The sequence below is a fragment of the Methanococcoides sp. AM1 genome (assembly GCF_900774055.1).
Taxonomy (GTDB): Archaea; Halobacteriota; Methanosarcinia; order Methanosarcinales; family Methanosarcinaceae; genus Methanococcoides.
Genome location: NZ_CAAGSW010000008.1, coordinates 1 through 5,525, shown reverse-complemented (window position 1 = coordinate 5,525; position 5,525 = coordinate 1). Strand labels below are relative to the sequence as shown.

The window sequence follows — 5,525 nt, the reverse complement described above, 5'->3', positions numbered from 1 at the left end:
CCCTGCCGCTATGGCCGCCGTACTCTAACTCATATTAATGGATGAAAGCCAAGGTCCGAATCCAGATCAGCGCTTCTGCAGCGCGCGACCTTTGAGCTTTGCTCAAGAGGTCAGGATGCTGAATCAGACCTTACTTTTGTTAATGGATGAAAGCCAAGGTCCGGATTCGAACCGGAATGGAATCGCTCTGCAGGCGATTGCGTAGCCGCTCCGCCACCTTGGCATTTGAACGAATCCTAGTAGGTAATACAGACATATAAGCCTTTACATTACGACAATGAAGGCTAATGATCGTATTGTTAAACACATTAAAACTTCTGCACAGTTTACTTTAAGCAGAAATCAAGAGGACTGTTGAATACCGGAAAGAGATAAAGTTACAACTCATGAGTTGTGGCAGATCGAAGAAAAGTTAAGGTAAAGAGTGAGCATAGCAGCGACGCAGATTTCCCGAGGACTCTCGTACCTCAGTACAGTAAACAACGTGGGCAGGCTTATCTTCTGTGTTCGGAAAGGGAACAGGAGTTGCCCTGCCACTATGGCCGCCATACTCATCTCTAATACTGGAAATGATCATGTTAATTATATTACATATCAGATTTCGCCTGGACAAAGCAAAACGGATGAGGCACGGAAATTAGTGGCCGCGGACTGAACACCTCGTTGCCTTGGTGCGTACATCCCGACTCTATCAATCCGGTCTTTTACCGGAATCCTTAACGTAGTCTCTTTTTAGGTCAGATTTCGAGCTTAGATGCATTCAGCTCTTATTCCTTAGCGCGTAGCTGCTCGGCAGTGCCTTGTCAGACAACCGATCGACCAGTGGCGCCGTTGCTCTGTTCCTCTCGTACTAAAAGCAACTTACCCTCAGACTACAGACACCTCTAGTAGATAGTAACCGACCTGTCTCACGACGGTCTAAACCCAGCTCACGATCTCCTTTAATAGGCGAACAACCTCACCCTTGGCTGCTGCTGCACAGCCAGGATGGAAAGAACCGACATCGAGGTAGCAAGCTGCCGGGTCGATATGTGCTCTTGCCGGCAACGACTCAATTATCCCCGGGGTAACTTTTCTGTCATCTTTAGCCCGCACCAAGCGGGACATAAAGGTTCGCTAGAACCGACTTTCGTCTCGTGATCCGCTACTGTGCCGAATCACGTCAGGCTAACTTATGCTCTTGCACTCTTCAGTAGGTTTCCGACCCACTTGAGTTAACCATTGCGCGCCCTTGATATCTTTTCAAGGGCGTCCCGCCCCAGGCAAACTGCCCACCTATCGGGGTCCTCCTCTCGGAGTAAGGGGCGTAACTTTGGAAGGGTAGTGTCCCAATTGTGACTCCACCGATGCTGGCGCACCGGCTTCGACGTCTCCTACCTACACTGTACATCCAAAATCACACCCCAGCGACAGGCTGCAGTAAAGCTCCACGGGGTCTTCACTTCCCCCTAGAGGTCTCTAGACTCTGCACTAGAATGTAAGCTTCACCGGACTCTGGCTAGGGACAGTAGAACTCTCATTGATCCATTCATGCAAGTCGCCAATTAAGCGACAAGGTACTACGCTACCTTAAGAGGGTCATAGTTACCCCCGCTGTTTACAGGCCCTTCTTTCCGTTGAACCGAAGTTTCAGGTACCTGCACTGAGCAGGATTCAGAGATCGTACTAGCCCTTACGGGTTTGCGATCTCCTATGTTGATATTAGACAGTTAGAGTTCTCTGGTCACTGCGACCTGCCGTCTACACGGCAGGCACTCCTTCTCCCGAAGTTACGGAGCCAATTTGCCGAATTCCCTTAGCCAAATTATTCCGACACGCCTTAGCCTTTTCAGCTAGGGGCACCTGTGTCAGATCTCGGTACGGACATTTAACTCCCTTTTCACGGGTTCCAGGGTGAAGCTGACTTTCGCCATAACATATTCGTCTGCTTCTCGCCATTACGGCTCTCCACAGAGTTCGATGCTTAGACGGCGCGACGGCGCCGCTCAGCCTGCCCCGAAACGTCAGTTTTATTGTTAAATGGTACAGGAATATTAACCTGTTTCCCTTTTGATGTACTCGAATTACGGTACAACTTAGGACCGACTAACCCTCGGCTGACGATCATTGCCGAGGAAACCTAGCCCCTTCGGCGGTCAGGATTCTCACCTGACTATGCTGCTACTATTACCAGGATTTTCGTTTCCGCTCGGTCCACAGGACTTCACAGCCCTGCTTCTGCCCAAACGCAACGCCTTCCTACAAGATTACCTTTCGGTACTCCGTGGTATCGGTGGTCGACTTGAGCCCCGTCCATTTTCGGGGCCCCAAACCTCGACTGGTGGGCTGTTACGCACTCTTTAAAGGATAGCTGCTTCTAAGCTAACCTTCCAGCTGTCTAGGGCTTAGGACGCCCTTTAGTATTAACACTTAGTCGACACTTAGGGACCTTAACCACGGGCTGGGTTGTCTCCCTTACGGACTACAAGCTTACCCCAGTAGCCCGGACTCCAACCTTCTACGACGACGGTGGGTTCGGAGTTTGACAAGCGGCTGAGGGATTTCTCCCCCGGGACCACCAATCAGTGCTCTACTCCACCGACTATCTCCAGTTAGGTCATGCTGCGACATGTTTTGGAAGGAACCAGCTGATGCCGGGTTAGATTAGCCTTTCACTCCGAGACGCAGGTCACACGAATGATTTGCAGATCAATACCGCTTGCGGTCCTCCACGTAGCTTTCGCCACGCTTCAACCTGCCCACGCCTAGATCACCCGGCTTCGGGTCGTAACTTAGTGACTCCACGCACTTGTATACGCCGCACCTCACCCCGTGAGGGGTTGCGTGCTTGTTGCTTTCGCTTCGGCTTCCCAGATAAAAGGTTAGCCATCGCCACTTAGTTACACTCCCTGGCCCGTTCTTCAAAACGTATGATATGACATCGGCATTAGAACTCGTACTACAACCTCGCGGTTGATTCCTTCGAACTAAAGATCCTTTCATGCCATATCGCTCCATCACCATCAGGTTTCAGGCACTTTTAACCTCCCTTTTGGGGGTACTTTTCAGTTTTCGGTCACCCTACTACTTCGCTATCGGTCTCAAGACGTATTTAGTTTTGGAAGTTGGTGCCTCCCAAATTCACGCGTGATTTCCAACACACGCTACTCAGGAACATTTCCAGTTCCTCTTTTCGTTGCTTACGTGACTTTCACACTCTACGGTCTAACGTTCCAGAAAAGTTCAGCTAAGAAAAGGTCGGAACCTTAGAAAGTTCCTACAACACCACATCTCCCTCACATTACTGGAGGGATTCAGTTTGAACTTTGCCGTGTTCATTCGCCATTACTAACGGCATCTCTTCGATTTCTCTTCCTGCCCCTACTAAGATGTTTCAATTCGGGGCGTTCCCGATCATGACTGATCAGCACAAATGTGCTAAGAGGTCTCATTAGGAAATCTCAGGTTCATAGATTCCATGCGTCTACCCTGAGCTTATCGCAGCTTGGCACGTCCTTCATCAGCGCTTGAGCCGAGCCATCCACCTGACGGCATAATTACCAGAGTCCATCTCACTTTGTCCAGTGAGCGTCTGATATGTAATATATACATGATCTCATAATGCCCAATATCGGGGAAAGGGCACATCCATCCTTCCCAAGCAACATTACTTGCTCGGTGCACTTGATGATTTGTGAATCGTGATTGATCCAATGGACTTGCTGGGATTCGAACCCAGGGCCTTCGCCTTGCAAAGGCGACGATCTTCCAACTGATCTACAAGCCCTCGCTCGCATTTTCTCCAGCGAAATCTTATTTCATTGAAGTGGGGTTGTTGAAATTGGCAGTTTATCGATTTCTGACTGATAGCGTTGATCCGCTTTGTGCGGATCGTTGCTTAGGAGGTGATCCAGCCGCAGATTCCCCTACGGCTACCTTGTTACGACTTAACCCCCCTTGCGAAATTTAGGTTCGAACACGGCACAAAATCCGTGCCCTCACCCATACCTCACTCGGGTGGTTTGACGGGCGGTGTGTGCAAGGAGCAGGGACGTATTCACCGCGCTATGTTGAAACGCGATTACTACGGATTCCAGCTTCACGAGGACGAGTTACAGTCCTCGATTCGAACTACGGCTGGGTTTAGGAGATTACCATCACCTTTCGGTGTAGGAACCCATTGTCCCAGCCATTGTAGCCCGCGTGTAGCCCGGGAGATTCGGGGCATACTGACCTACCGTAGCCCGCACCTTCCTCTGGTTTAGCACCAGCGGTCCCCACAGAGTACCCATCATCCCGAAGGACATGCTGGCAACAGTGGGCACGGGTCTCGCTCGTTGCCTGACTTAACAGGATGCTTCACAGTACGAACTGACGACGGCCATGCACCTCCTCTCAGCGATTCAGGTAAAGTCTTTAGCTTGACCTACATCTTGCTGTCGCCCCCGGTGAGTTTTCCGGCGTTGAGTCCAATTAAACCGCAGGCTCCACCCGTTGTAGTGCTCCCCCGCCAATTCCTTTAAGTTTCAGCCTTGCGGCCGTACTTCCCAGGTGGTTCGCTTCACGGCTTCCCTACGGCACCAGAAACGGTCGCACCGTCCCTGACACCTAGCGAACATCGTTTACGGCTGGGACTACCCGGGTATCTAATCCGGTTCGTGCCCCCAGCTTTCGTCCCTCACCGTCGGACCCGTTCTGGTAAGACGCCTTCGCCACTGGTGGTCCCACAGGGATTACAAGATTTCACTCCTACCCCTGTAGTACCTCTTACCTCTCCCGGTCCCAAGTCTGACAGTATTCCCCGGAAGCCTAACAGTTGAGCTGTCAGATTTCCCGAAGAACTGATCAAACCGGCTACGGACCCTTTAGACCCAATAAAAGTGATTACCACTCGGGCCGCCGGTGTTACCGCGGCGGCTGGCACCGGTCTTGCCCGGCCCTTGCTAACACATGCCGTTTACACATGTGGACAGCCAACATAATATGCTGGCACTCGGTATCCCCTTATCGCGGTTTCCCGCATTGTAAAGTTTTCGCGCCTGCTGCGCCCCGTAGGGCCTGGATTCATGTCTCAGAATCCATCTCTGGGCTCTTGCTCTCACAACCCATATCCGTCGTAGGCTAGTAGGTACCTTACACCCACTACTACCTGATAGACCGCAGATCCATCCTTAGGCAACCGAAGTCTTTGAACCAAAAAGCATTCCAGCATTAATGGTTTATTCGGAATTATCTCCAGTTTCCCGGAGTTATGCCGAACCTAAGGGCAGGTTATCCACGTGTTACTGAGCAGTTCGCTATGTTCACGAAGAACATTTAACTCGCATGGCTTAGTCGAATACCGATAGCAGTAACCTCTGGCAGGATCAACCAGAGTTATTTGTTAAAGCACACAAAATTTGGAAGTTAACTAAGAAAATTGTCGGAAAAGAACTCTATGTTTAATTAGAGAGTTGTTTTCTTTGCACAATGTTGGTTAGTTCTTTTTGATAGATAAAGTCACTATCAGTCAGAATTAACCGAACTGCCAATTTCAACGTCAGACC

Annotated in this window: 2 tRNA genes and 3 rRNA genes; all 5 read right to left on the bottom strand. The window is 50.4% G+C overall.

Going from position 1 to position 5,525, the window contains the following annotated elements:
- Positions 1–151: 151 nt before the first annotated feature.
- Positions 152–223: transfer RNA gene (locus E7X57_RS12165), tRNA-Cys, on the bottom strand.
- A 205-nt stretch (positions 224–428) separates the two neighbouring features.
- Positions 429–550, bottom strand: a 5S ribosomal RNA gene (gene rrf / locus E7X57_RS12160).
- Between the two features lie 68 nt (positions 551–618).
- Positions 619–3,548, bottom strand: a 23S ribosomal RNA gene (locus E7X57_RS12155).
- 145 nt (positions 3,549–3,693) lie between these two features.
- Positions 3,694–3,766 (bottom strand) — tRNA-Ala (locus tag E7X57_RS12150).
- A gap of 113 nt (positions 3,767–3,879) precedes the next feature.
- Positions 3,880–5,356: ribosomal RNA gene (locus tag E7X57_RS12145) — 16S ribosomal RNA — on the bottom strand.
- The 16S, 23S and 5S rRNA genes sit together here with 2 tRNA genes alongside, the layout of an rRNA operon.
- Positions 5,357–5,525: the final 169 nt, after the last annotated feature.